23 protein-coding genes and 1 riboswitch are annotated in these 24,769 nt (G+C 67.0%); of the genes, 20 read left to right on the top strand and 3 right to left on the bottom strand.

Features of this window, described 5'->3' with window-relative positions; genetic code table 11:
• Positions 1-205 precede the first annotated feature (205 nt).
• Both smc and ftsY read left to right on the top strand, forming a co-directional pair.
• Complete coding sequence (gene smc, locus HTS88_RS10760) at positions 206-3,793, top strand: chromosome segregation protein SMC (RefSeq protein ID WP_174178179.1); 3,588 nt, start codon at positions 206-208, stop codon at positions 3,791-3,793.
• A 76-nt stretch (positions 3,794-3,869) separates the two neighbouring features.
• Entirely contained in the window at positions 3,870-5,078 is a 1,209-nt protein-coding gene (gene ftsY / locus HTS88_RS10765; protein WP_174178181.1) for a signal recognition particle-docking protein FtsY, read from the top strand.
• Positions 5,079-5,097: 19 nt separating this feature from the next.
• Here ftsY and HTS88_RS10770 read toward each other — a convergent pair whose 3' ends face one another.
• Entirely contained in the window at positions 5,098-6,288 is a 1,191-nt protein-coding gene (locus HTS88_RS10770) for an MFS transporter (protein WP_174178246.1), read from the bottom strand.
• Positions 6,289-6,571: 283 nt separating this feature from the next.
• Here HTS88_RS10770 and HTS88_RS10775 point away from each other — a divergent pair, with 283 nt between their 5' ends.
• Both HTS88_RS10775 and HTS88_RS10780 read left to right on the top strand, forming a co-directional pair.
• A complete protein-coding gene (locus tag HTS88_RS10775) occupies positions 6,572-7,933 on the top strand; it encodes an ammonium transporter (RefSeq protein WP_174178183.1) in 1,362 nt (453 codons plus the stop codon).
• Positions 7,930-8,268, top strand: a complete 339-nt coding sequence (locus tag HTS88_RS10780) for a P-II family nitrogen regulator (protein WP_104184824.1) — start codon at positions 7,930-7,932, stop codon at positions 8,266-8,268. The genes HTS88_RS10775 and HTS88_RS10780 overlap by 4 nt, the downstream gene beginning before the upstream one ends.
• Positions 8,269-8,408: 140 nt before the next feature.
• Here HTS88_RS10780 and HTS88_RS10785 read toward each other — a convergent pair whose 3' ends face one another.
• Complete coding sequence (locus tag HTS88_RS10785) at positions 8,409-9,812, bottom strand: glucose-6-phosphate dehydrogenase (protein ID WP_174178186.1); 1,404 nt, start codon at positions 9,810-9,812, stop codon at positions 8,409-8,411.
• A 117-nt stretch (positions 9,813-9,929) separates the two neighbouring features.
• Between HTS88_RS10785 and ffh the strand changes: the two genes are divergently transcribed.
• Together ffh and HTS88_RS10795 are read left to right on the top strand one after the other, a co-directional pair.
• Positions 9,930-11,513, top strand: coding sequence for a signal recognition particle protein (gene ffh, locus HTS88_RS10790; protein WP_174178188.1), 1,584 nt, complete (start codon positions 9,930-9,932; stop codon positions 11,511-11,513).
• 101 nt (positions 11,514-11,614) lie between these two features.
• A complete protein-coding gene (locus HTS88_RS10795) occupies positions 11,615-12,346 on the top strand; it encodes an alpha/beta hydrolase (RefSeq protein ID WP_174178190.1) in 732 nt (243 codons plus the stop codon).
• 75 nt (positions 12,347-12,421) lie between these two features.
• On the opposite strand, the gene thiC is transcribed toward HTS88_RS10795, so the two are convergent.
• On the bottom strand, positions 12,422-14,245 hold the full coding sequence (thiC, locus tag HTS88_RS10800; RefSeq protein ID WP_174178192.1) for a phosphomethylpyrimidine synthase ThiC: 1,824 nt from the start codon (positions 14,243-14,245) through the stop codon (positions 12,422-12,424).
• A riboswitch (TPP riboswitch) is annotated at positions 14,240-14,347 on the bottom strand. It overlaps the preceding gene by 6 nt.
• A gap of 77 nt (positions 14,348-14,424) precedes the next feature.
• Here thiC and HTS88_RS10805 point away from each other — a divergent pair.
• From HTS88_RS10805 to HTS88_RS10870, 14 genes are all read left to right on the top strand, one after another.
• Positions 14,425-15,507: an amidohydrolase family protein gene (locus tag HTS88_RS10805; RefSeq protein ID WP_174178194.1), complete on the top strand. Its 1,083-nt coding sequence runs from the start codon at positions 14,425-14,427 to the stop codon at positions 15,505-15,507.
• Positions 15,508-15,608: 101 nt separating this feature from the next.
• Positions 15,609-16,484: a VOC family protein gene (locus HTS88_RS10810; protein ID WP_174178196.1), complete on the top strand. Its 876-nt coding sequence runs from the start codon at positions 15,609-15,611 to the stop codon at positions 16,482-16,484.
• Positions 16,485-16,563: 79 nt separating this feature from the next.
• Positions 16,564-17,004 (top strand): hypothetical protein, encoded by a 441-nt coding sequence (locus HTS88_RS10815; RefSeq protein ID WP_174178248.1) that lies wholly within the window; start codon positions 16,564-16,566, stop codon positions 17,002-17,004.
• Between the two features lie 215 nt (positions 17,005-17,219).
• The gene (rpsP, locus tag HTS88_RS10820; protein ID WP_104184819.1) at positions 17,220-17,642 is read left to right on the top strand and encodes a 30S ribosomal protein S16; all 423 of its coding nucleotides are present in this window, start codon (positions 17,220-17,222) and stop codon (positions 17,640-17,642) included.
• A gap of 1 nt (position 17,643) precedes the next feature.
• Entirely contained in the window at positions 17,644-17,886 is a 243-nt protein-coding gene (locus HTS88_RS10825) for an RNA-binding protein (protein WP_013601399.1), read from the top strand.
• 107 nt (positions 17,887-17,993) lie between these two features.
• Positions 17,994-18,542, top strand: a complete 549-nt coding sequence (rimM, locus tag HTS88_RS10830) for a ribosome maturation factor RimM (RefSeq protein WP_174178198.1) — start codon at positions 17,994-17,996, stop codon at positions 18,540-18,542.
• The gene (gene trmD, locus HTS88_RS10835) at positions 18,543-19,355 is read left to right on the top strand and encodes a tRNA (guanosine(37)-N1)-methyltransferase TrmD (protein ID WP_174178200.1); all 813 of its coding nucleotides are present in this window, start codon (positions 18,543-18,545) and stop codon (positions 19,353-19,355) included.
• A gap of 275 nt (positions 19,356-19,630) precedes the next feature.
• Positions 19,631-19,990 carry a 50S ribosomal protein L19 gene (gene rplS, locus HTS88_RS10840; RefSeq protein WP_066276805.1) on the top strand — a complete coding sequence of 120 codons (360 nt, stop codon included), beginning with the start codon at positions 19,631-19,633 and terminating at the stop codon, positions 19,988-19,990.
• Between the two features lie 86 nt (positions 19,991-20,076).
• Positions 20,077-20,751, top strand: coding sequence for a signal peptidase I (gene lepB / locus HTS88_RS10845; RefSeq protein ID WP_174178202.1), 675 nt, complete (start codon positions 20,077-20,079; stop codon positions 20,749-20,751).
• Positions 20,752-21,579 carry a signal peptidase I gene (gene lepB, locus HTS88_RS10850; RefSeq protein ID WP_174178205.1) on the top strand — a complete coding sequence of 276 codons (828 nt, stop codon included), beginning with the start codon at positions 20,752-20,754 and terminating at the stop codon, positions 21,577-21,579. It abuts the gene before it with no gap.
• 2 nt (positions 21,580-21,581) lie between these two features.
• Positions 21,582-22,352 (top strand): ribonuclease HII, encoded by a 771-nt coding sequence (locus HTS88_RS10855; RefSeq protein WP_174178207.1) that lies wholly within the window; start codon positions 21,582-21,584, stop codon positions 22,350-22,352.
• 48 nt (positions 22,353-22,400) lie between these two features.
• Positions 22,401-22,727, top strand: a complete 327-nt coding sequence (locus tag HTS88_RS10860; RefSeq protein WP_056335405.1) for a DUF2469 domain-containing protein — start codon at positions 22,401-22,403, stop codon at positions 22,725-22,727.
• Between the two features lie 138 nt (positions 22,728-22,865).
• Positions 22,866-23,222 (top strand): YraN family protein, encoded by a 357-nt coding sequence (locus HTS88_RS10865; RefSeq protein WP_066276799.1) that lies wholly within the window; start codon positions 22,866-22,868, stop codon positions 23,220-23,222.
• Positions 23,223-24,767 carry a YifB family Mg chelatase-like AAA ATPase gene (locus tag HTS88_RS10870; RefSeq protein WP_174178209.1) on the top strand — a complete coding sequence of 515 codons (1,545 nt, stop codon included), beginning with the start codon at positions 23,223-23,225 and terminating at the stop codon, positions 24,765-24,767.
• The last annotated feature ends 2 nt before the right edge of the window (positions 24,768-24,769 follow it).

The raw sequence follows: 24,769 nt of genomic DNA on the forward strand, positions 1-24,769 counted from the left end.
TGCTGTGGCGGGTAACCGCCCCCTCAAGCACAAAGCCCAAGGACTAATCATGCCCGGTGCCGGTCCATTCCTGCACATGCAGGACAGGGCATCCGGCCCGGCCCGGCCGGGCTTCTGCACGAAAATGTCCCGGCCCGCAGTAGATTGTAGGTATCCGTGGCTGTCCCCACCATCCGCGTCCGCCGAGCAGGAGAACCGAAACGCCTTGCACCTCAAAAGCCTGACCGTCCGGGGGTTCAAGTCATTCGCGTCCGCCACCACCTTCAATTTCGAGCCGGGGGTTACCGCGGTGGTCGGCCCCAATGGATCCGGAAAGTCCAACGTGGTGGACGCCCTGGCGTGGGTCATGGGGGAACAGGGTGCCAAGACCCTTCGCGGCGGCAAGATGGAAGACGTCATCTTCGCCGGCACCTCGGGCCGGCCGCCGCTGGGCCGGGCCCATGTGTCGCTGACCATCGACAACACTGACGGCGCCCTCCCCATCGAGTACAGCGAGGTGACCATCTCGCGGACCCTGTTCCGCTCGGGCGGCTCGGAATACGCCATCAACGGCGCCGGCTGCCGCCTGCTGGACATCCAGGAACTGCTGTCGGACTCCGGCCTCGGCCGCGAGATGCACGTCATTGTGGGCCAGGGCCAGCTTGACCGTGTCCTGCACGCCACGCCGGAGGACCGCCGCGGCTTCATCGAGGAAGCGGCCGGCATCCTGAAGCACCGCCGGCGCAAGGAAAGAACGGTGCGCAAGCTGGACGCCATGCAGGCCAACCTGCAGCGCCTCAACGACCTCACCGGGGAAATCCGCCGCCAGCTCACGCCCTTGGGGAAGCAGGCCGAAGTGGCCCGCCGGGCCCAGCGTGTCCAGTTCGATGTCCGCGATGCCCGCGCCCGCCTCCTGGCCGACGACCTCGTCCAGCTTCAGCTGGCGCTGGAACAGGACGTAGCGGACGAGGCCGCCCTCAAGGAACGCCGGGCCCTTGTTGCCGGGGAGCTGGAGACCGGCCGCCGGGAGCAGGCCGTGCTGGAACAACGTGCAGCTGAAGCAACCCCCCAGCTGAACGCCGCCAGGGACGCCTGGTACCGTTTGTCCGCCACCAGGGAGCGCCTGCGGTCCCTGGGCTCCTTGGCGCAGGAACGCAGCAGCCTCCTCGGTTCCGTGGAGGCCCCGCCGCCCGGCCGCGATCCGGAACAGCTGGAACGCCAGGCGGCCAGGGTCCGTCAGGAGCTTGCCGAACTGGAGCGGGGCATCCTGGACCGGCGAAGCGCCCTCGAAACAGCCTCGGCGGACAAGGCCGACGCGGAACGCGCTGCCCTGGAAGAGGACATGCGGCTCACTGCAGAGCTCCGCGCGGCAGCCGACCGGCGTGAGGGCCTGGCCCGCCTGGCCGGCCAGGTGGCGGCGGCGAGGTCACGGGTGGAGTCCGCCCAGGCGGAGCTGGGCAGGCTGCGCGAATCTCTTGCCGCCGGGAACGAACGGCGGGCGCGCGCCCAGGCCGAATTCGCGGCCCTGGAAAACCAGGTGGCGGGCGTTGAGGAGGGGGAGGAATCCCTTGACGCCGACTACGAGGCCGCCAGCGACGCCCTGGACACGGTGGTCCAGCAGATCGCAGGCCTCCAGGCCGCCGTCAGCGAGGGAGTCCGGAAGCGTGACGCCCTGGTGGCGCGGCGGGACGCCCTGAAGCTGGGCCTCGAACGGAAGGACGGCGCCAGCCACGCCCTGCACGCAGGCCTCGAAGGGATCCACGGATCGCTGGCAGGGCAACTGGCCGTGACGCCGGGCTTCGAGACCGCCATCGCCGCGGTCCTGGGCGAGGCCTCCGAGGCCGTCGTGGTCCAGGATTCCGCCACTGCTGTCGCCGTGGTCCAGCTTCTGAAGGACCACGACGCCGGACGCGCGTCGCTGCTCGTCGAATCGGCTGATGACGCTGCGGAAAAGCCGGCGGACGCAACGGCGCCCCTCCCCGCGGGGGCACACTGGGCAGCGGACCTCGTCACATCCGCGTCCCCATGCCCACCTCTCGTGGCGCACCTGCTGTCCGGCACCGCCGTCGTCCCCGACATCCAGGCCGCGTCCGCCCTGGTGGCGGCGCAGCCGGAGCTGACTGCCGTCACCCGGGCCGGAGACATCTTTACGGCCATGTCAGCCACGGGTGGTTCGGCGAAGGCGCCGTCCCTCCTCGAGGTGCAGGCCGCCGTGGACGACGCCGAGAGCGAACTTGCCGAGGTCACGGCAGGTTTGGAGCGGAACAGGTTCGCCCTGGCCGGCGCCGAGGCCCGGCGGTCCGAGGCGCAGGAGCATGCCGACGCTGCACTGGACAGGCTGCATGACTCGGACGCCAGGCTGGCCGCCGTGGCAGAACGCCTGGGCCACCTGAACTCCGTCCTTCGCAGCGCCGTCGGGGAAAGCGACCGCCTGGCGGCATCGCTGGCCAAGGCTGAGGAGAACGTTGCCGCCGAGGAGGAGGCGCTCGCTGCTGTCACTGCCCGCCTGGCCGCAGCGCAGGAAGTCCCGCTGGAAGAGGAGCCCTCCACCGGGCACCGTGACGCGCTCGCACAGGCGGCCTCCCATGCCCGCAGCGCCGAAGTGGAGGCACGGCTGTCGCTCCGCAGCGCAGAGGAGCAGCTCGCGGCCACACGGAACCGGGCCGCATCCCTGGAGCGCGCGGCCGCAACGGAACGCAGGGCACGCGAGGAAGCTGCCGAACGCGCCCGGGTCCGCCGCATCAAGGCGCGGCGGGCGGCAGCCGTTTCGGCCGCCGTCGGCCTGGCCCTTCGCCATGTGGACGTGTCCGTGGACCTGGCACAGCATGAGCGGGACCTGGCGGAGGAAAACCGGGAGCAGCGGGACCGGGAGCTCGCCGCGATCCGGACCGCAAACGAACTGCTGGCCCGTGAACTCGCCGACCTCACGGACAACGTCCACCGTGATGAGCTCGCCCGGACCCAGCAAAAAGCACGGATCGAAGCCCTCGAGAGCCGCTCCATTGACGAACTGGGGATCACCCCCGATGCCCTGGTGGCCGAGTTCGGCCCGGACGTCCCGGTTCCCGTCCCGGCGGGGGAGAGCGGTGACAAATGGGCCGCCCTTCGCGCCCCTGTGGACCACACCGGTGCGGACATCGTGGAGGGTAAACCCTATGACAGGGCAGAGCAGGAAAAGCGGCTGAAGAAGGCCGAACGGGACCTCGCCGGCCTGGGCAGGGTCAACCCCCTGGCGCTGGAGGAATTCGCCGCGCTTGAGGAGCGCCACCAGTTCCTCAGCGCCCAGCTGGAAGACCTGAAGGCCAGCCGGAAGGACCTCCTGGACATCATCAAGGAAGTGGATGACCGCGTCCAGCGGGTGTTCACGGAGGCGTTCGAGGATACCCAGGCCCAGTTCACCCGGGTCTTCGCCAGGCTCTTCCCGGGCGGCGAGGGGCGGCTGGTCCTGACCGACCCGTCCGACATGCTCACCACCGGCATCGACGTGGAGGCCCGTCCCGCCGGCAAGAAGATCAAGCGGCTGTCGCTCCTGTCCGGCGGCGAACGCTCGCTGACCGCGGTGGCCCTGCTCGTTGCCATCTTCAAGGCGCGGCCTTCGCCGTTCTACGTCATGGACGAGGTGGAGGCGGCCCTGGACGACACCAACCTGGGCCGGCTCATCACGATCTTCGAAGAACTCCGGGAATCCAGCCAGCTCATCGTCATCACCCACCAGAAGCGGACCATGGAAGTTGCCGACGCCCTGTACGGCGTCACCATGCGCGGCGACGGCGTCTCCACCGTGATCAGCCAGAGGCTTGGGGCCGAGGTCTGACGCCGCCGGTGTAACGGCAGGTCAACTGCCTCCCCGGCCCCCAAAAGAGCCCCGGCGTCTATGAGAAGCTAGGGGAGTGAATGACATCCTTCCCATACTTCTGTCCATCCTTGCTGCCCTGGTGGTTCTCGGCGGGCTGATTCCGGTCCTGATGAAGACCCGGAAGAACATCACGCGCTACCCCGGCACGCGGGACGCCAACGACCCCGTCCTGCCGCGGGGCGGCAGCACGGCGGTGGAGGACCGGCCGGGCTCGGTGGCAGACCGCACGGCCCCGGACGGCGCGGACCTTGAAGGCCTGGAGGCCACCGAAGTCCCGGACAACGCCGCAGGACTTGAAGTCATTCCGGTGGAAACCCCGCTGCCTGTGGCGGGCCGGCTGGTCCGCCTCCGCGAACGGCTGGTCCGCTCCAACAACGTCATGGGCAAGGGGCTCCTGGCCCTGCTCTCGAGCGACAAGATCGACGAAAACGTCTGGGACGAAGTGGAGGAAACGCTCCTCCTCGCAGACCTCGGCACCGAACCCACCATGCAGCTCGTGGACGCGCTGCGCGAACGCGTGAAGGTGCTGGGCACCCGGACTCCTGAGCAGGTCAAGCTGCTGCTGCGGGAGGAGCTCATCAAGCTCGTCGATCCCACCATGGACCGCACGCTCAACGTCCAGCGGCACGCCGACAGGCCTGCCGTGATGATGGTGGTCGGCGTGAACGGCGTCGGCAAGACCACCACCGTAGGCAAGCTTGCCCGCGTGCTGGTGGCAGAAGACAAGGACGTCCTGCTCGGCGCGGCGGACACGTTCCGTGCTGCCGCTGCAGAGCAGCTGGCAACCTGGGGCCAGCGCGTCGGCGTTCCCACCGTCAAGTCGGACGTCGACGGCGCAGATCCCGCCTCGGTTGCCTACGAGGCGGTCAAGGCCGGCATCGACCAGGAAGTCGACGTCGTGATGATCGACACCGCCGGCCGGCTGCAGAACAAGGTGGGCCTGATGGACGAACTCCGGAAGGTCAAGCGCGTGGTGGAGAAGCTGGCCGAAGTGGACGAGGTCCTCCTGGTGCTGGACGCAACCACCGGCCAGAACGGCCTGAACCAGGCCCGGGTGTTCTCCGAAGTGGTCAACATCACCGGCATCGTCCTGACCAAACTGGATGGAACCGCCAAGGGCGGCATCGTCGTCGCAATCCAAAAGACTCTCGGCGTCCCGGTGAAGCTGATCGGCCTCGGGGAAGGGGCAGACGACCTTGCCCCCTTCGAGGTTGAAGGCTTCGTGGACGCCCTGCTGAACTAGCCGCAGCTGCAGGCCGCGGTTACGCCGCGGGCTTCCGCAGACTCTCCCGGGTGGCAAGCCAGGAGCACGCCGCCACCACCATGATGCCGCCGGTCACCCCGAAGGCCCAGCCGTAGCCCAGCCGGTCGGCCAGCACGCCGGCCAGGACCGGCCCCACGATCGCGCCGACGTCGGACGTCATCTGGTACACGGCCAGCACCTTCCCGCCGGACCGCCCGTTGCCGATCACATCGGCGACGGCGGCCTGCTGGGCAGGGCCGAAGAGTCCCGAGCCGATGCCGGCAAGCGCCGATGCCGCCAGGAACCAGCCCAGCCCGGTGGTGAAGCCGATGGCAGCCGTGGAGGCACCCGCCACCAGCAGCCCGGCCACCATCATGGGCTTACGGCCCAGGGTATCGGCCAGCCGGCCCGAGAACGTCAGAGCCGCCGCGTTGCCGGCAGCAAAGACTGCCAAGGCAAACCCCGCCGCTTCAGGCCCCGCGCCGAGCGCGGCCACCGCGAACAGCGGAACGGTGGCCATCCGGACCCCGAACGTGGCCCAGCCGTTCACGAAGCTGGACACCAGCGCCGTCCGGTACGTCCCTGCAGCCAGGGCCTCGGCCAGCGGCATGTCCGCGCGTTCCTGCCGGGGCCCGCTGCCCCGGCGCTGATGGCTCAGCTGCGTCTGGACCACGACGGCGGCTACCACCAGGGCGGCTGCGTACGCCAGGAAGGGAACGCGCAGGCCGAAACCTGCCAGGAGCCCGCCGACAATAGGGCCGCACACGTTCCCGATGAGGAACGCGGACGCATAGGCACCCGAGACGCGGCCCCTGCTCTCGGGCGGCGCGAGCCGGACCACCAGCGCCATCGACGCCACGGTGAACATCACTGAGCCGGCGCCGCCCAGCCCGCGGAACAGTAGCAGCTGCCAATAGTCCTGGGCGAAGGCGCACGCAGCGGTGGATGCGGCCACGATCAGCAGCCCCGTGACATAGACGGGGCGTTCGCCCAGCCGGCCTATGAGGGCGCCGCCCGCAGGGGCGAAGACCAGCCGCATGAACGCGAAGATGGCCACGATTACGGAAGCCTCGGTATTTCCCACCCCGAAGGTTGTGGCGAATTGCGGCAACACGGGGGCAACAAGACCGAATCCCAGCGCAATCAGGAACGCCGCGGCCAGCATCACCTTGATGTCGCGCGGGAGCTTTTGCCTGTCCCTGCCCAGCATCGAAAAAATCCGCGATGTAGCGCGGCTCACGCGGGTATCTGCCGTCATGGTCCAGTGGTCCTTGCATATGTGGGTGCCGGGCTACGGCGGGAGGGGTGAAACATAACCGTAACAAGCCAGATATGCACCATTTACTTCCTAGAGGTTGTTGTAACAGCCCCGCAATACAAATCCTCCGCGGCCGAAACACAGCGCCGACACACTCGTTACAGGACGCAAAAGGCGTTGGCAGGCGGATCATCTCCGCAAAATTTCGACCACATAGACAAGAGAGGCGTGCACCATGGAACTTACCGCAGGTCACGTATGGATCATGGTGTCGGCGGCGCTTGTGCTGTTGATGACACCGGGTCTGGCATTTTTCTACGGCGGCATGACCCGGGCCAAAGCCGCGCTGAACATGATGATGATGAGCTTCATCTCCATCGGCATGGTGGGAGTCATCTGGGTCCTGTGGGGATACTCAATGACCTCCGGGGACGGCTTCCTCCAGATGGTGGGCAACCCCTTCGCCAACTTCGGGCTTGAAGGCATTGACACCCCCGACGGGCTCATCACGGTGGGCTTCGGCGCCACCTTCGCCATCATCACGGTGGCCCTCATCAGCGGCGCCATCGCTGACCGCGCCAAGTTCGGCGCCTGGACCGTCTTCGTTCCGGTCTGGGTCACGCTGGTCTACTGCCCGCTCGCCTACATGGTGTGGGGCGGCGGCCTGTTCAGCACCGAAGGCGCTGTCGGCGCGGCACTCGGCGAAGCCATCGACTTCGCTGGCGGCACCGTGGTCCACATCAACGCCGGTGTTGCGGCCCTGATCCTCGTCTTCATCGTCGGTAACCGCCGGGGCTTCGGCAAGGACCCCAACCACCGCCCGCACAACATCCCGTTCGTGATGCTCGGCGCTGCGATTCTCTGGTTTGGCTGGTTCGGCTTCAACGGCGGCGCTGCCTCCACCGCAGAGCAGGGCGGCCTCATCTGGGTCAACACCCTCGCGGCCCCGGCAGCAGCAATGCTCGGTTGGCTGGTCACGGAGCGCATCCGCGACGGCCACCCCACCTCACTCGGTGCAGCCTCCGGCGTGGTTGCAGGCCTCGTTGCCATCACCCCCGCCTGCGCCAACGTCAGCCCGGTCGGTGCCCTTGGCCTGGGCGTCGTCGCAGGCGTCGCTTCCGCCCTGGCAGTCGGACTGAAGTTCCGCTGGGGTTTCGATGACTCGCTGGACGTTGTGGGTGTCCACCTTGTTTCCGGCATCATCGGCACCGTGGCCCTTGGCTTCATCGCCCTTCCCGAGGAAGGCGCCGGCGGCGGCCTCTTCTACGGCGGCGGCATGACCCAGATGTGGGCACAGTTGGCAGCAGCCGGGATCGCCATCGCCTACTCCGCGGTCCTGACCACGATCATCGCCCTGGCCATCCACAAGACCATGGGCTTCCGGGTCTCGCAGGAACAGGAAACGGTGGGTGTGGACCTCAGCCTGCACGCCGAGACAGCCTACGAGTTCGGCGTCGGGGGACACGGCGGAAGCTTCCAGCCCCTGCACGACATGATCACCGGAAAGACGCAGGCGGACGCCGCGCAGGCATCCGACGCAGCAACGGGTGCGCAGAAGACAGAATCAGCAACAGGTAAGGAAAGCGTGGGGGCATGAAACTGATTACAGCGATCGTCAGGCCGGAAAAGCTCGAAGCCATCCGGGAAGGTCTGGAGGCCTACGGCGTACAGGGTCTGACGGTCAGCGCGGCCAGCGGCTACGGCCGGCAGCGCGGCTATACCGAGGTTTACCGCGGAGCGGAGTACAACGTGGATCTGCTGCCAAAGATCCGCGTGGAGGTCCTGGCCACGAACGAGCAGGCGGACGACATCCTCGATGTCATCATCGCCAGTTCCAACACCGGCCGGGCAGGTGACGGCAAGGTCTGGACGGTTGATGTCTCCGAAGCCGTGCGGGTCCGCACCGGTGAACGCGGTGTCGCCGCGATCTAGGGCCGGCGGTACTCCACGGAAACATCCGTGAACAGCAAAAGAGCGGGCAGGAAAACCCCAGGGTTTTCCTGCCCGCTCTTCCGCTGTTTAAGGCAGGGCCCCTGATCGGCGGCGGGCCCGCCGGCCGAAGCCGCCGGGGCTCACTTTCCGTGCACCGCGGTGGGCCAGGATGCCGGTCCGGCAGAGCCGGCGTCGTACTCCTCCAGGGGGACCAGGTCCTGCTGCCAGGCCCGCAGGACCGGCTCCACAATCCGCCAGCACTCCTCCGCCGTATCTCCGCGGACGGACAGCAGCGGGTCGCCCGCCAGCACCCCCTCCAGGACTTCGCCGTAGGGGAGGAGGTCGGAGCCGCTGAGCTCGGTTTCCAGGGTGGCCCGGCTCAGGCTGAAGATGTTCCCGGGCCCGTTCACGTCGACGTCGAACCTCAGGGTGTCCGGGCCGAAGCCAATCCGCAGCTTGTTGGGGGAGTCCACGCCGGTAAAGCCCCGGGGCAGGTGGGGCACCGGGCGGAAGGTGACCACTGCCTCCTTGCGCTTCGCGCCCAGTGCCTTGCCGGACCGAAGAATGAACGGGACCCCGTTCCAGCGCCAGTTGTCGATGTTGACCTGGATCTCGGCCAGCGTCTCGGTCCCGCGTTCAGCGTCCACGCCTTCCTCCCGTGCGTAGTCGGGAACGTCCTTCCCTCCTGCCTGGCCAGCTGTGTAGCGTGCCCTGCGGGTGGAACCGGCATAGGGCTCCGGTACGCTGCTGGCCCGAAGGACGGCGGAAATGGCATCCCGCAGGTCCCGTTCACCGATGGTGGCCGGAGGCTCGATGGCCAGCAGGGCCATGATCTGCAGCAGGTGGCTCTGGATCATGTCCCGCAGTGCGCCGGCGCCGTCGTAGTAGCGGGCCCGCCCCTCCAGCGCGAGGTCCTCGTCGAAGATGATTTCCACCTTTTCCACGTGGTGCCGGTCCCACACCGGTTCCAGGAAATTGTTGGCGAACCGCAGGCCCAGGATGTTCAGCACCGTGGCCTTGCCCAGGAAGTGGTCCACCCGGTGGACGTGGTCTTCGGGGACCAGCCGGACCAGGGTCTGGTTGAGAGAGCGGGCCGAGTCCTCACTGGAACCGAAGGGCTTTTCCATCACCAGCCGCGTGCCCGGCGGGACCTGCTCCGGCCGGAGGGACTCACAGGCAAGCTGGCTGATGCGGGGCGGCAGCGCGAAGTAGACGGCGGTGGGACCCTCGAGCGCCCCAAGAAGCGAGGCCAGCGCCCCCTCGGCGGTGACATCCAGCTGGTGGTACACCGTTTCCTTCTCAAGTGACTGGAGGGCTTCCTTCCCCTCGGCGGCTGCGGACCCGGCGGCTGCCTCGAAGGACGCATGCACCCGTTCCCGCCACTGTTCCGGGGTCCAGGGATCGGATCCGGCACCCACCAGCCGGAGGCCCGCAGCGCGTCCCCTTGCCACCAGGCGCGCCAGTCCCGGCAGGAGCAGCCTGCCCGTCAGGTCCCCCGAGGCGCCGAGGATGAGCAGGGTCTTAACAGTTGGTTGGCTCGTCATTTGGCCAGCATGCCACCTTGCGGGCCCGGCTTGGTACCCTAGATAGTCGAGTCCCGATCATCAACAGCCTTTGATCATCCACTGCCCTGATCATCCACTGAAAGAAGTGCACGTCGCGTGTTCAATTCACTCTCTGACCGGTTGACAGCAACCTTCAAGAACCTGCGCGGTAAAGGCAGGCTTACTGAAGCCGACGTCGATGCCACAGTCCGCGAGATCCGCCGCGCCCTTCTGGACGCCGATGTTGCCGTTCCAGTGGTCCGTGAGTTCACCGGCCGGGTACGCGAACGCGCCCTGGGCGCTGAGGTTTCCGGTGCCCTGAACCCAAGCCAGCAGATCGTCAAGATCGTCAACGAGGAACTGGTGGAGATCCTCGGCGGTGAAACCCGCCGGATCCGCCTGGCCAAGAGCGGCCCCACCATCATCATGCTGGCCGGCCTCCAGGGTGCCGGCAAGACCACCCTCGCCGGCAAGCTGTCCAAGTGGCTGAAGTCACAGGGCCACAGCCCGATGCTCGTGGCCTGCGACCTGCAGCGCCCCAACGCCGTCACGCAGCTGCAGATCGTGGGCCAGCGCGCCAAGGTGCCCGTCTTCGCACCGCACCCCGGTGCCACCTACACCGAGCTCGAACACCCCGCCGGGGACCCGGTTGAGGTTGCCCGCGCCGGTGTTGAGGAAGCGCGGCAGAAACTCCATGACATCGTCATTGTGGACACCGCCGGCCGGCTGGGCGTCGACGCGGACATGATGGAGCAGGCGCGCCAGATCCGCCGCGCCATCGTGCCCAACGAGGTCCTCTTCGTCATCGACTCGATGATCGGCCAGGACGCGGTGAACACGGCGCTCGCTTTCGACGAAGGCGTCAACTTCACCGGCATCGTCCTGTCCAAGCTCGACGGCGATGCCCGCGGTGGTGCCGCCCTTTCCGTCGCGTCTGTCACGGGAAAGCCGGTGATGTTTGCGTCCACCGGCGAGGGCCTGGACGACTTTGAGCTTTTCCACCCTGACCGGATGGCCTCGCGCATCTTGGACATGGGTGACGTCCTCACCCTGATTGAGCAGGCAGAGAAGTCCTGGGACAAGGACGAAGCCGCCCGGATGGCGAAGAAGTTCGCCGACCAGGAGGACTTCACCCTTGACGACTTCCTGGCCCAGATGCAGCAGATCCGCAACATGGGCTCCATGAAGAAGATGCTCATGATGATGCCGGGTGCGCAGAACATCCGCCAGCAGCTCGAGCAGTTCGACGAGCGCGAGATCGACCGCGTGGAGGCCATCGTCAGGTCCATGACCCCGCACGAGCGCGTCGCTCCCAAGATCATCAACGGCTCCCGCCGTGCCCGCATCGCCCGCGGTTCCGGCGTCCACGTTTCCGAGGTCAACGGCCTGCTGGAGCGCTTCGCGCAGGCCCAGAAGATGATGAAGAAGATGGCCCAGGGCGGCATGCCGGGAATGCCCGGGATGCCGGGCCTGCCGGGGGCCGGCGGCGGTGCCCGGAAGAACGCCAAGAGCGCGCCCAAGAAGAAGGCCAAGTCCGGCAACCCGGCCAAAGCCGCGCAGGAGCGCAAGGACGCCGAGGCCCGCCGGGCGAACGCGGCCAAGGCGCTGCCCACCGGCGCAGCCTTTGGCCAGCAGGCCGGCGATTTCGATCCCTCCCAGCTCAACCTGCCCAAGGGCTTCGACAAGTTCCTCGGCAAATAGGCACACCAGGATCAGCTCAGCAGCATATGCCGTTTGAGGGCTCGCGACGACATCTGCTGCTGCCTGCCGGGGATGCCGGTGCCGTGGAATAGGGTTGGGTCATGTTCAAGCAGAGGGTAGTGTTCGTGCACGGCGCGGGCAGCTTCGGGGCCGCAGCCTGGCCCCGCCAGCACGGCGTGGCCCTGTCCTACGATGCCCTGTTCCTGCGCCGCCACGGCTTCGACACCGTTGCCGAACCCACCGCGTCCTCGTTCGAGGAGGACACACGCATCCTGCTGGACTCCCTTGGGGACGACGGCCGGGGCAGCGCCGGCGGGCACGTTGTGGCGCATGCGCAAGGGGCCATCTCCGCCATGATGGCCGCCGTCGAACGACCGGACCTTGTCTACTCGCTGACCCTGGTGGAGCCGGCCTGCCTGTCCCTGACCGCTGAACTGCCGGCCACGGCGGCGCACATCGGGCTGATGCAGCCGCTGCATAACGTCCGGCATCAACTCAGTGACGAGGATTTCCAGCGCGAGTTCGTCCGCAGGGTCTATGCCACCGACCTGCAGCAGCCGGTGACTGCCGAGGAGAAGCGTTCTGCCAGGCGGCTGCGGCTGCAGGCGCCGTCCTGGGAAGCCCCGCTGCATATCGTCCCCGGCGTGCCGACGCTCGTCCTGACCGGCGGCTGGGAGCCGCTCTACGAGGAGATCGCCGGCTACCTCCGTGAAACCGGGGCGCTCCACCGTACTGCCGCCGGCGGGCACCGGCCCCACGACTCCCCGGAAGGGGACCGCATCATCCGTTCGTTCATCAGCGACTCCAGCCGCGTGCAGGCACGCGCCTCCTGATCCTCCCGAAACTGCCCTCCACAGGGGCCCGTCCGGCCGGCCCCCAATGACCAGCCGGACGGCACCTGCAGGCTGCTAGCGCCCCGGCGGAACGCTCAGCTCCGGCAAATAGACTTTCCCGCCGGCGGCCAGGAATTCCTCGCTCTTGCCCCGCATGCCGGCTACCGCTACAGCAAGCGCCGCCTGCGACTCGGCGGAGCCGTACTCGTCCCTGATGTCCTGGCTGATCCTCATGGAGCAGAACTTGGGCCCGCACATGGAGCAGAAATGCGCGGTCTTCGCCGGTTCGGCCGGGAGGGTTTCGTCGTGGAAGGCCTCGGCCGTCTCCGGGTCCAGCGACAACGCAAACTGGTCCCGCCACCGGAACTCGAAGCGTGCCTTGGACAGTGCGTCATCACGTTCGTGGGCGCCCGGGTGGCCTTTGGCAAGGTCTGCCGCGTGAGCAGCGATCTTGTACGTGATCACCCCTGTCTTGACGTCGTCCTTGTTGGGCAGCCCCAGGTGTTCCTTGGGCGTGACGTAGCACAGCATTGCCGTGCCGTAGCGGGCAATTTCCGTTGCACCGATGGCGGAGGTGATGTGGTCGTAGCCCGGGGCCACGTCGGTCACCAGCGGGCCCAGCGTGTAGAACGGCGCGCCCTTGCACAGCTCCTGCTGCCGTTCAACGTTCTCCCTGACCAGGTGGAACGGGACGTGTCCAGGACCCTCCACCATCACCTGGACGTCGTGCTCCCAGGCACGCTGCGTGAGCTCGGCGAGCGTGTCCAGCTCGGCAAACTGCGCGGCATCGTTGGCATCCGCCGTCGCCCCCGGCCGCAGGCCGTCACCCAGGGAAAACGCGACGTCGTACCGGGCGAAAATTTCGCAGAGCTCATCGAAGTGCGTGTAGAGGAAGTTCTCCCGGTGGTGCGCCAGGCACCACCCGGCCATGATGGACCCGCCACGGGACACGATGCCCGTGACGCGGTTGGCGGTCAGGGGGACGTAGCGAAGCAGCACGCCGGCGTGGATGGTCATGTAGTCCACCCCCTGCTCGCACTGTTCGATGACGGTGTCACGGAAGATCTCCCAGGTCAGGGCGTTGGCTTCGCCGTTGACCTTCTCCAGGGCCTGGTAGATGGGGACGGTGCCGATCGGGACAGGCGAATTGCGGATGATCCACTCCCGGGTGGTGTGGATGTCGTCGCCGGTGGAGAGATCCATGACGGTGTCGGCGCCCCACCGGGTTGCCCACTGCAGCTTGTCCACCTCTTCGGCGATTGAACTGGTCACTGCCGAGTTGCCGATGTTGGCGTTGATCTTCACCAGGAAGGCCTTGCCGATGATCATCGGCTCGGATTCGGGGTGGTTGATGTTGTTGGGAATGATGGCCCGGCCCGCGGCGAGTTCGCTCCGGACCAGTTCAACATCGCAGTTCTCCCGCAGCGCCACGAAGCGCATTTCCGGGGTGGTGACGCCCTGGCGCGCATAGTGCATCTGGGTCACGGTCCGGCCCTCTACGGCGCGGCGCGGCACGGGAGGCGCTCCCTTCCACTCCGCGCTGGCGGCGCCGCGGCGTACAGCCGAGCGGCCGTCGTCGAGCAGGTTCCTCTCCCTGCCGCTGTACGCTTCCGTGTCTGCCCGCGCCTCGATCCATTCCCTGCGAAAGGGAGGAAGGCCCTGAACTGGATTGCTCCCCGGACCGGCCGTCCGGTAGGTCCGGAACGGCTGGTTCGCAATGCCGTTGGGGGACGGCTCCAACGCAATTTCCGTCACGGGAACACGGATCCCGGTCCCGGCGTCCTCGAGGTAGGCCAGGGAGTGGGATTTCAAGGATTGCGTCACCGGCGGCGGGTTCCCGTCAGTGGCGGCACCCGGGGTGTTGCGGGCAGGGTTAAGCTGCTGATTTGGTGTACTCAAGGAATACTCACTTCCTTCGCCGGCATTACCCGGACAGGTTCGACGGTCGCAGGCTGCGTCAGCCCGATCTCAGCCCCTGCAGGGGCACCCGTGTGGTCAAGATGAAAGCTACCACAGCCCTTCTTTCGGGGCTTGTCACATTGCCGGTGCTAGCCTGACCGGGCAGGAAAGAGGTGCACATGGCAGAAATCATCCACTTCACGGGAACAGTCCTGACCGGACCCGGGAGTGAGCAGCACGGACTGTGGTCCGTCGACGGGCGCCTGACGTTCCGCCGGCCGGCGAAGGCTCCGGACCGGATCCTGGCGGGATGGGTGCTGCCGGGCTTCGTGGATGCCCACTGCCACATCGGGCTCGGCGTGGGAGGGGCGGTGGATGCTCCGACTGCCGAAGAGCAGGCGCGGACGGACCTGATGGCAGGCACACTGTTGATCCGGGACGCAGGTTCCCCTGCTGACACGCGATGGCTGCAGGACAGAAAGGACGTCCCGGTGCTGATCCGCGCCGGACGCCACGTTGCGCGCACGCGCCGGTACCTGCGGGGGTTTGCTGAGGAAGTCGAACCGGAGGGCCTGGTGGAAGCTGTCCGTAAACAGGCCAGGGAAGGTGACGGCTGGGTCAAGCTTGTGGGGGACTGGATTGACCGCGGCGCCGGCGACCTCGCGCCGTCGTTCCCTGCCGCCGTCGTCCGCGATGCAGTCCTGGCCGCCCATGACGAAGGCGCGCGCGTCACCGCCCACTGCTTCGCGGAAGAGACGCTCGACGACGTGCTGGACGCCGGCATCGACTGCGTCGAGCACGCCACCGGCCTCCTGCCGCGGCACCTGCCCCGCTTCGTGGAGCAGCAGGTGCCCATTGTGCCCACCCTGGTCAATATCGCCACGTTCCCGGACATCGCCGCGCAGGCAGCACCCAAGTTCCCGCAGTATGCGACGCACATGCGTTCACTGTGGGAACGGCGGGAGGAGCGGGTGCTTGAGGCGTTCGAGGCCGGCGTGCGGATCTACGCCGGGACCGACGCCGGCAGCGTGATCAGGCACGGCAGGATCGCCGACGAGATCCTGGCCCTCCATGCTGCCGGGCTGCCCATGGCGTCTGCCCTGGACGCCGCGTGCTGGAGTGCGCGGGAGTGGCTGGGCGCGGAGGGCCTGGAGGAAGGGGCACGGGCAGATGTTGTCCTGTGCCGGGAGGACCCGCGGAAGGTACCGGAAGCGGTCCGTAACCTGGCGCACGTTGTCCTGGGCGGACGGGTGGTCCGCTGAAAAGATAACCGGCCCCGGGACTTGGAATAAATTGAAGCTTCAAGTAATTTTAAGTGTGTAAGGGCTGCCAACCGGAAGGCCCACAGCACCGGGAGTTACCAATGACTGCACAAGCCGCAAGCCAGGATCTTCTTCCTGCCGACCTCGCCATGGGCACTGTGATGCTCAAGGTGGGCAACATGAAGGTTATGACCGACTACTACCAGCGCGCCCTCGGCCTGGAGGTCATTGCGGAGCAGGACGGCGGCATCTACCTTGGCCGGCTGCAGAAGCCGCTTGTGCACCTGGCGCCCGCGCCCGGGCTGAACCTGCCGGGCAGGGGAGAGGCCGGCCTGTTCCACACGGCGCTGCTGTTCGAGAACCAGGCAGACCTTGCTGCCACCATCGCCACCGCCGCCCGGTTCGAACCGCGCTCGTTCACCGGCAGCGCCGACCACCTTGTCAGCGAAGCCTTCTACTTCAACGACCCCGAGGGCAACGGCATCGAGCTCTACTGGGACCGGCCGCGCAGCAACTGGTCCTGGAACGGCACGGACGTGGTGATGGACAGCCTGGCCCTCCCGCCGCAGCGGTACCTCGAGCAGCACCTGACGGAAGATTCCCTGGAGCGCCAGCTCGGGTCCGTGGCAGGCGTCGGCCACGTGCACCTCCAGGTGGGAGACGTCCAGACGGCGCGCGACTTCTACGTGGGGACCCTCGGCTTCGAGAAGACCGCCGGCTGGCACGGGCAGGCCCTGTTTGTTTCCGCCGGACGCTACCACCACCACATGGCCATGAACGTCTGGAACAGCCGCGGGGCGGGACCCCGCAAGGACACCCTCGGCCTGGGCGAGGTCCTCATCGAGGTGCCGTCAGGGGACGACGTCGGCTCCCTCGCCGACCGCCTCAAGGTCGCCGGCGTTGCCGCGCACCACACCGGAGCCGAACTCCGCTTCGAGGATCCGTGGCGCAACCGCATCCGGGTGGCTGTGCGCTGAACTAGGCTGAATCCGAACGGCCGGGCAGGAGCAGCCTCCCGGCGGCCGCACCACCGCCAAAGGAATGAGGGCAATCCCCATGGGCTTCACCGAGATCTTTGTTGCCACCCACGACGCAGCACTGAAGCGTGCTGGCGTCCTTGACGGCGGCGGCAGCGCTCCCGCAGGTGACGCGGTCCGGATTCCGGACATCAGCGATTTTGAAGTGGAGCAGCTGGGCGACTTGGCCGGTACCGCCGTGCACGCCGGAGGAGCGGATTACGAACTGACCATGGTGGATGTGGGCAGCGATTCGCTCCTGGCCGTGCCCCCGGCCATGGTGCGCGCCCTGGCGGACCTGCTGTCCTATGAAACCGAAGGGGAAGGCGACATCCTCGAAGAGGTTGCCGAGCAGTGGGCCGCGCAGGATGACATGCCGTTTGGCGCTGCAGAGGCGCGGACATACGTGCAGCGGCTCGCTGAACTCGCCGGCGGAATCGACGACTCGGAGCGTACCGGCCTGTACGTCTGGTCCGCCTGAGCTGATCCGGCCGGAACCTCCGGCCGGCGTCGCCCGTGTCACGCCGCGCCAAGTCGAAATCCTGGCGCTGATCTGGCACAATAAACAGGTACTCGATCTGCGTGGCCCCTCTCTCCGCGTCTGGATCCTGTCCTTCGAACCCGCAAGTATGGCCCGCCCCACGGGTGCAGAACGCCGGGTTCACCCCCTTTTCTGAAACAGGAGTGACCACAACAGTGGCCGTAAAGATTCGCCTTAAGCGCTTTGGCAAGATGCGCGCACCGTACTACCGCATCGTCGTCGCGGACTCACGCACCAAGCGTGACGGCCGCGCCATCGAAGAGATCGGCAAGTACCACCCCACCGAAGAGCCCTCATACATCGAGGTCAACTCCGAGCGTGCCCAGTACTGGCTGTCCGTCGGCGCCCAGCCGTCCGAGCAGGTCGCCGCGATCCTCAAGATCACCGGTGACTGGCAGAAGTTCAAGGGCCTGCCGGGCCAGGAAGGCACCCTGAAGACCAAGACCCAGAAGGAAGCCTTCGTTGCCCCGGAAAAGGGTTCCGTGATCATCCCGGAAGCCATCACCAAGAAGGCATCCAAGTCTGACGCAGCCGAAGCTCCCGCCGAGGCCGAGGCAGAGACCACCGAGGCTGAGTAGATTGCTGGCAGAAGCGCTGGAACACCTGGTCCGCGGAATCGTTGATTCCCCGGACGACGTCAAGGTCAGCTCCAAGAGCAACCGCCGCGGGGACACCCTCGAAGTGCGCGTTCACCAGGACGACCTTGGACGGGTGATTGGCCGCCAGGGCCGCACGGCGCGCGCACTGCGCACCGTAGTGGCAGCCCTGGCCGGTGGTGAACCGGTACGGGTCGACGTTGTCGACACCGACCGCCGCCGCTGAGCGCTCGGCACTATTCCGTTTTAGCTCCGGCCCCTCCACCCATGCGGTGGAGGGGCCGGAGTGCTTTTACCAGAGCACCGAAAACCACATCCAACACAGAGGAACACATGCAGCTTCAGGTGGCACGAATCGGCAAACCGCACGGCATCCGCGGCGAAGTGACGGTCCAGGTCCTGACCGACGCCCCTGGGGACAGGTTCGTGCCGGGCACCGAATTCGTGGTTGAGCCGGCGTCAGCGGGACCGCTCACCGTAAACAGCGCCCGCTGGAACAAGGACATCCTGCTGCTGGGCTTCGACGAAATTGGGACCCGCAACGAAGCGGAAACCCTCCGGGGTGCCAAGCTTTTCATTGAAACCGAGGAGCTGGACGAAGACGACGACGAAGGCTGGTACGAGCACGAACTCGTTGGCCTCGAGGCCAGAATCGGTTCCCGGGTGGTCGGCAAGGTCACCGCACTGAACACCATGCCCGTCCAGGACCTGCTGATGGTTACCACTCCGGAGGGCAAGGAAATCCTGATTCCCTTCGTGGAGCAGATCGTGCCCGAGGTCAATGTTGACGGCGGGTTCATCCTCCTCACGCCGCCGGACGGCCTCTTCGAGCTGAATGCGGAGGACGAAGCAGCCGCTTCGGAGCCGGAGGAGAAAGACTAAATGCGGATCGACGTCGTCAGTATTTTTCCCGAATACCTGGCACCGCTGGAACTGTCCCTGATCGGGAAAGCCCGCCAGGACGGGATCCTGGACCTCCGCGTCCACGACCTCCGCGCCTTCACCACGGACAGGCACCGCACCGTCGACGACACGCCCTACGGCGGGGGCGCCGGCATGGTGATGAAGCCCGAACCATGGGCGCAGGCCCTGGAATCCATCGCAGCCGACCGCCCGGAGGGATCGGGCAGGCCTGTCCTGATCGTGCCGTCGCCGGCGGGGGAGAGGTTCACCCAGGCGCTGGCCTACGAGCTGGCCGAGCAGGAGCACCTCGCGTTTGCCTGCGGACGCTACGAGGGCATCGACGAACGCGTCATCGAGTGGTCCCGGGAGCATTTCGACGTCCGCCCCGTCAGCCTGGGTGACTACGTCCTCAATGGCGGCGAGGTTGCGGTGCTGGCCATGGTGGAAGCCATTGGACGACTGCTGCCGGGCGTTGTAGGCAACCCCGAGTCCCTGGTGGAGGAATCCCATTCCGACGGGCTCCTGGAGTACCCCGTCTACACCAAGCCCTCTGTGTGGCGCGAGCGCGAAGTGCCTGCCGTGCTGCTGAGCGGGAACCACGGCAGGATTGCGCAGTGGCGCCGCCATGAACAGTTCCGGCGGACGGCGGAACGCCGCCCCGACCTCCTCGAAGCGTTCGACGCCGGGAAGCTGCCGCGTGCCGACCGCACCGAACTGCAGGACCTGGGATACGACGTCGTGAACGGCCGCCTGCGCCGCCGGCCCGGCGCTGAAGGCACCCCGCAGGACTAAGGGGCGTCATGCAGCCATGGCAGGCAGCCTGGGTGCGGGCGCTGCGGGATTGGCCGTAGACCCCGCAGTGTGGCAAAATTAGTCCTTGTGTCTGCTGGGTCCGCACCTGCCACAGGGGGAGCGCAACCAACAGCTAAGGCAACCGGCCTCATCAACCAGTGAAGTGGCCGGACCACTTACCTTTCGGCGGAGATCCCCGGTGCGCCACGAGCGCCCCAGGTTTTGCTGCCGTGACCCAAAGTGAATGACCTGTGGCGTTCACCAGGAGTGCAATTATGCATATTCTCGATTCCCTCGATGCAGCCTCGCTGCGTACCGATGTTCCCGAGTTCCGCGCGGGTGACACCCTCAAGGTGCACGTGAACATCATCGAAGGCAAGAACTCCCGTGTCCAGGTATTCCAGGGCTTCGTCCTGGGCCGCCAGGGCGACGGCGTCCGTGAGACCTTCACGGTCCGCAAGGTCTCCTTCGGCGTCGGTGTGGAGCGTACCTTCCCGGTTCACTCCCCGATCATCGACAAGATCGAGGTCGTCACCAAGGGTGACGTCCGCCGCGCGAAGCTTTACTACATGCGCGCACTGCGCGGTAAGGCTGCGAAGATCAAGGAAAAGCGCGACTTCAGCACCGCAAAGTAAGTCCTTTTCGGACCTGCAGAGGCCGGGCCACAGCCGTATCCGGCCAGCGCCGGAGCCATTCAGCACCAGCGCCCAGGATACGGACCATGGACCACACAAAACGCCAGCCCCGGAAAATGGGCTGGCGTTTTGCGTTCCTGGCCGCCATCCTGGCCGTTGCGGTCAGCGGACTGGTCCGATCACTGTGGCTTGATGTGTACTTCATCCCGTCCGCGTCCATGGAGCCCGTGCTGGAAGGCGGGGACCGCATCCTGGTTTCCCGGACCGACTTCCGCGCCGAGCCGATCCGGCGCGGGGACATCGTCGTCTTTGACGGCAGGGGCAGTTTCGCCCCGCTCAACAGCGGCAAGGGCCCCCTGGCGGACACCGCGGCTGCCGTCACCCACTGGGTCGGCCTCACCGGCAGCGACACCACCTACGTCAAGAGGGTCATCGGGCTCCCCGGGGACTCGGTGGCCTGCTGCGACGGCGGCGGCAACGTGACGGTGAACGGGGAGCCCCTGGCGGAGCCCTACATCTTCAACGGAGATGCCCCCAGCACCCAAAGGTTCAGTGCCGTGGTCCCAGATGGCCGGCTGTGGCTGATGGGGGACCACCGCTCCGTCTCGGCCGATTCGCGAAGCCTGCTCGGAGCCCCCGGCGGCGGCATGGTCCCGCTGGACAGGGTGATCGGCAGGCCGGTCCAGATCATCTGGCCGCTTGATAGATTTGCTTCAATACCCCGTCCGCCTGCAGGACCAACAACAGAGAACGGACAGTAGATGCCCGAGAACCACGCGCGGACTCCCGAACCACGCCACGAAGGCGCTTCGGACGTTCCGGCCGATGCCGTTCCCGGGACTTCGGCCCAGGGTCCTGGCGCGCCTGCGTCCGGCGCCGCGGGCAGCCGCGCCGCCGCCAAGTCTGCGGCGAAGCCCGCCGGCAGCCCCGTCTTCGCATGGCTGAAGGAAGTGGCCACGGTGGTGGTGATCGCCGTCGTCCTGTCCTTCCTGATCAAGACCTTCCTGTTCCGTGCGTTCTTCATCCCGTCCGAGTCCATGGTCAACACCCTGGAAGTGGACGACCGCATCTTCGTCAACCTCCTGGTCCCCGAGCCGTTCGCGCTGAACCGCGGCGACGTCGTGGTTTTCCGGGACACCAAGGGCTGGCTCCAGCCCGCGCCCGAACAACCGCAGGGCCCCTTCACCTGGGTCCAGGACGGGCTGACGTTCGTTGGCCTGCTGCCGGACAACTCCGAGCAGCACCTGGTCAAGAGGGTCATCGGGCTCCCGGGTGACCACGTGGTCTGCTGCGATGCCGGCGGTAGACTGACCATTAACGGGACCGCCATCAACGAGAGCTACGTCAATCCGGCTGAAATCCCGCAGATCCGCAACTTCGACGTGACTGTCCCCGAGGGCAAGGTATGGGTGATGGGAGACAACCGCAACCATTCCGCCGACTCCCGCGCCCACATGGACTCCGACGGCGGATTCATCGACATGGCCGACCTTGAGGGCAAGGCCGCCGTCATTGCCTGGCCGCTGAGCCGGTTCACCACCCTGGGCAACTATCCCGACGTGTTCCGCAACGTACCGGCGGCGCCCTGACCATGCCCGCCGCACTCAAGACCAGGCCGGGTTCCACCAAGGTTCCCTCACCAGGGAAGGCACCCACCCTCCGGCACGAGCGGACCTTCAAGGCCCAGGGGATCCGGTACCTTGCCGGTGTAGACGAGGTGGGGCGCGGCGCGCTTGCCGGGCCCGTCAGTGTGGGCATCGCCGTCGTTGACCTGGAACGGCAGAAGCCCCTGGCCGGGGTCCGGGACAGCAAACTCCTGCCCCCTGCGGAGCGGGAACGCCTTGACCCGCTGGTCCGCCGGTGGAGCGTGGCGTCGGCAGTGGGCCACGCCTCAGCGCAGGAAATCGACTCCATCGGCATCATCGCCGCGTTGCGCCTTGCCGGAACCAGGGCGTGGCAGGAAGTCCTTTCCGCGGGTGTCCGCCCCGAGGCGGTGCTCCTGGACGGAAGCCACAACTGGCTCTCACCTGCCGGGCAGCTGTCCCTGTTCGACGAGCCGGTACTGGAGGGCAGCTGCGACGCTCCCGTGCACACCAAGGTCAAGGCGGACATGCAGTGCCTGAGCGTGGCGGCTGCCAGCGTCATCGCAAAGGTTGAGCGCGACCGGATGATGCGGGAGCTCCATGCTGAGTTCCCTGACTTCGGCTGGGACGTCAACAAGGGCTACGCCACCGCACTGCACCGGGATGTCCTCCGTGCTGCCGGGCCCACGCCATACCACCGGGTCAGCTGGCGGCTCCTTGGCGGGGAACTGGCTGACGAAGGCCTGGCGGACGGTGCAGGGCCTGCCGACGGGGACTGAGCCCCGCGCCGGACACCAGCCGCCCTGCCGATGGTGCAAGATGGAAGCATGAGTGCCGAGGATCTTGAAAACTACGAAACCGACATGGAGCTTCAGCTCTACCGTGAATACCGCGATGTCGTCGGGCTGTTCAGCTATGTTGTCGAGACCGAACGCCGCTTTTACCTGGCCAACCACGTGGACCTGCAGGCCCGCAGCGCAGACGGCGAGGTCTACTTTGACCTGACCCTGCAGGATGCCTGGGTCTGGGACGTCTACCGTTCCGCACGGTTCGTCAAGAGTGTCCGCGTCCTGACCTTCAAGGACGTCAACGTCGAAGAGCTTCCGCGCAACGAGGAGCTTGCCCTGCCCAAGGATGTCGACCTGGGCAACTAGCACCTTGCGCGGGCCCGGACTTCCCCTGCACAGCTGACTTTTCCTTCACAAGGCCTGCCGGGCCCGGTTCATCCACATAGGGGACCGCCGTCCTGTCCTTCGTGTTCCAGCCCGTCCAGGCTGGTTGCGGAGGTAGACATGAAATCGAAAGACCTGCTGGGCCGGCACGGCGAGGACCTTGCCGCCGGATACCTGGAAACCCTTGGCATGCTCGTGGTGGAGCGCAACTGGCGCTGCACCGAGGGTGAAATAGACATCGTCGCGCTCGACGGCGATGCCCTCGTGATCGCCGAGGTCAAAACCCGCCGTACCCTCGATTACGGCCATCCGTTTGAAGCCGTTGGCCCGGACAAGCTGGCGCGGCTGCACCGGCTGGGGGCCGCATGGTGCCGGGACCGTGAGCTTCGGATGCCGCTGCGGCGCGTTGACGTCATCGCGGTGATTGACGACGGCGGCGGGTCGCCCCTGGTGGAGCACCTCAGGGGGGTGGGCTGAATGCCGCTGGGACGCACCTACTCCATTGCCCTGGTGGGGCTCAACGGCTACATGGTGGAGGTCGAGGCCGACATCGGCCAGACCCTCCCTGCATTCGTACTGCTCGGCCTCCCGGACGCTTCCCTTAATGAGGCCAAGGAGCGGATCCGGTCGGCGGCGAAGAATTCCGGAATTCCGCTGAGCCGCCGGAAGATCACCGCCAACCTCATCCCCGCCTCCCTGCCGAAGCGGGGATCCGGATTCGACCTGGCGGTGACCATGGCCGTACTCCGCGCCGCCAATGACATCAAACCCACCGGGCGGACGGTGTTTATCGCAGAGCTGGGACTCGACGGCCGGCTGCGCCCTGTTCGCGGAATCCTGCCGGCGGTGATGGCCTCGGTGCAGGCCGGTTTTCCGGACATCGTTGTGGCGCAGGCAAACCTGGCGGAGGCATCGTTGGTTCCCGATGCCAACGTGCGGGGGTACAGCACCCTGGCCCGGCTGGCGCTGGAATTCGGCGCGGATCCCCAGGAGCTTGCGCTGGATTTCGAACCAGAGGACACGGACAGCCCCGGGGACGCAGGAGTGGAGGCCGGCACTTACCCTGACATGGCGGATGTCTCCGGCCAGGGGGATGCCCGGCGCGCACTGGAAGTCGCAGCTGCCGGCGCCCACCACCTCCTCCTGACCGGTCCTCCGGGCGCGGGCAAGACCATGCTGGCGGAACGCCTGCCCGGGCTCCTGCCGGATCTTGGCGACCATGAGTCCATGGAGGTCACGGCCATCCATTCGCTGTGCGGACTGCCGTCTTCCCCTGTGCAGCTCCTCCGGCGGCCACCCTTCGAAAGTCCGCACCACTCGGCAACCGCGGCAGCCATCATTGGGGGAGGCTCGGGGCTTCCCCGGCCCGGAGCCGCCTCCCGTGCCCACCGCGGAGTCCTGTTCCTTGACGAGGCACCCGAGTACGAGCGCCGCGTGCTCGATGCCCTCCGCCAGCCCCTGGAAAGCGGTGAACTGGTGATCCACCGGTCAGCAGGAACCGCTGCCTACCCAGCAAGGTTCCAGCTGGTGCTCGCCGCCAATCCCTGTCCCTGCGGCAAGGCCTCCGGCAAAGGCCTCGACTGCACCTGCACGCCCATGATGCGACGGCGTTACCTGGCCAGGATGTCCGGTCCGCTCCTCGACAGGGTGGACATCCAGCTTCAGGTGGAACGGGTTTCCCTGGCCGACTTCGGACAGGCAGGGGCTGAGGAAGACACGGCAACTGTCGCACGGCGGGTGCTGGGCGCACGGTCCCGGCAACGGGAGCGGTTGGCCGCCTACGGGCTGGAAACCAATGCGCAGATCCCCGGCCGCATCCTCCGGGGCGAGCTTCGGCTCCCGCCCGCAGTGACGCGCATCCTGGATCATTCCCTGGAGCGCGGCATCCTCACGGCGCGCGGCTACGACAGGGTGCTCCGGCTCGCATGGACCCTCGCCGACTTGGGATACCGGGAGCAACCGGACATCAACGACATCGGCCAGGCGCTGGGGCTTCGGCAGGCAACGGCGGCCGCAGCATGAAG

Source organism: Pseudarthrobacter oxydans, from assembly GCF_013314975.1.
In the GTDB taxonomy this organism is placed as follows: Bacteria; Actinomycetota; Actinomycetes; order Actinomycetales; family Micrococcaceae; genus Arthrobacter; species Arthrobacter oxydans.

Coding starts and splice junctions, on each gene's coding strand:
- HTS88_RS10770 (WP_174178246.1), bottom strand. CDS start 6,288: ATGCTGGGCAGGGACAGGCAAAAGCTCCCGCGCGACATCAAGGTGATG.
- HTS88_RS10775 (WP_174178183.1), top strand. CDS start 6,572: ATGGAACTTACCGCAGGTCACGTATGGATCATGGTGTCGGCGGCGCTT.
- HTS88_RS10780 (WP_104184824.1), top strand. CDS start 7,930: ATGAAACTGATTACAGCGATCGTCAGGCCGGAAAAGCTCGAAGCCATC.
- HTS88_RS10785 (WP_174178186.1), bottom strand. CDS start 9,812: ATGACGAGCCAACCAACTGTTAAGACCCTGCTCATCCTCGGCGCCTCG.
- HTS88_RS10795 (WP_174178190.1), top strand. CDS start 11,615: ATGTTCAAGCAGAGGGTAGTGTTCGTGCACGGCGCGGGCAGCTTCGGG.
- HTS88_RS10805 (WP_174178194.1), top strand. CDS start 14,425: ATGGCAGAAATCATCCACTTCACGGGAACAGTCCTGACCGGACCCGGG.
- HTS88_RS10810 (WP_174178196.1), top strand. CDS start 15,609: ATGACTGCACAAGCCGCAAGCCAGGATCTTCTTCCTGCCGACCTCGCC.
- HTS88_RS10815 (WP_174178248.1), top strand. CDS start 16,564: ATGGGCTTCACCGAGATCTTTGTTGCCACCCACGACGCAGCACTGAAG.
- rimM (WP_174178198.1), top strand. CDS start 17,994: ATGCAGCTTCAGGTGGCACGAATCGGCAAACCGCACGGCATCCGCGGC.
- trmD (WP_174178200.1), top strand. CDS start 18,543: ATGCGGATCGACGTCGTCAGTATTTTTCCCGAATACCTGGCACCGCTG.
- rplS (WP_066276805.1), top strand. CDS start 19,631: ATGCATATTCTCGATTCCCTCGATGCAGCCTCGCTGCGTACCGATGTT.
- lepB (WP_174178202.1), top strand. CDS start 20,077: ATGGACCACACAAAACGCCAGCCCCGGAAAATGGGCTGGCGTTTTGCG.
- lepB (WP_174178205.1), top strand. CDS start 20,752: ATGCCCGAGAACCACGCGCGGACTCCCGAACCACGCCACGAAGGCGCT.
- HTS88_RS10855 (WP_174178207.1), top strand. CDS start 21,582: ATGCCCGCCGCACTCAAGACCAGGCCGGGTTCCACCAAGGTTCCCTCA.
- HTS88_RS10860 (WP_056335405.1), top strand. CDS start 22,401: ATGAGTGCCGAGGATCTTGAAAACTACGAAACCGACATGGAGCTTCAG.
- HTS88_RS10865 (WP_066276799.1), top strand. CDS start 22,866: ATGAAATCGAAAGACCTGCTGGGCCGGCACGGCGAGGACCTTGCCGCC.
- HTS88_RS10870 (WP_174178209.1), top strand. CDS start 23,223: ATGCCGCTGGGACGCACCTACTCCATTGCCCTGGTGGGGCTCAACGGC.